The organism is Cyclobacterium qasimii M12-11B, assembly GCF_000427295.1.
Lineage (GTDB): Bacteria > Bacteroidota > Bacteroidia > Cytophagales > Cyclobacteriaceae > Cyclobacterium > Cyclobacterium qasimii.
Window position 1 is genome coordinate 1 of the sequence record NZ_ATNM01000160.1, and the last position, 648, is coordinate 648.

Genomic DNA, 648 nt, shown 5'->3' on the forward strand with positions numbered 1-648 from the left:
AGCCGGCTATCAGGACGGAATTCCGCATTATAAATATTATGTCGATGCTCCAATGCTTTTAGGAACGAATCTTATAAAAAATCTTATACTAATATGGGAACCATCAATGAATTAACCGCATTGCAAAAAAGTTCAAACGTATATATGTTCAATGTTGCCATGCATATTGCAGGCGTAACATACAAGCCGCATGGATCTCTCCCGGCTGATCAGAACGATCTACTGAAAATGAGAAACTATTACAGCCAGTTTGGTCTGGGAGTAAAGACAGGTATTGATCTCCCGCAGGAATCAGCCGGAATGCAAACCACACCTAAAACTGTAGGAGGATTAATTTTAGACTTAGCAATTGGCCAATACGATACATACACACCGCTTCAAATGGCTCAATACATCTCAGTAATCGCCAATGGTGGCTATCGTGTTCAGCCTAGAATCGTCACAAGTATTCATAAGCCAGGAAAAAAAGCCAGCTGGGTAAGGCGATTGAACATAGGAAACCTAAAGTACTCAATAAGATTAATAATTCAGAGAGTGATTTGAAACAAGTACAAACAGGCATGAAATTAGTCACTTCTTCAGGGACAGCAAAAAATACGTTTACAGAAGATGTATCAGGGAAAACGGGAACAGCGGAAACATTTTACT

Annotated in this window: 2 protein-coding genes; both read left to right on the top strand. The window is 39.7% G+C overall.

What is annotated here, in order from left to right; genetic code table 11:
- Positions 1-33: 33 nt before the first annotated feature.
- Positions 34-543, top strand: coding sequence for a penicillin-binding transpeptidase domain-containing protein (locus ADICYQ_RS31320; RefSeq protein WP_262485383.1), 510 nt, complete (start codon positions 34-36; stop codon positions 541-543).
- On the top strand, positions 540-648 hold a 109-nt coding region (locus tag ADICYQ_RS31325; protein ID WP_498366140.1), incomplete at its 3' end, for a penicillin-binding transpeptidase domain-containing protein. The genes ADICYQ_RS31320 and ADICYQ_RS31325, both read left to right, overlap by 4 nt.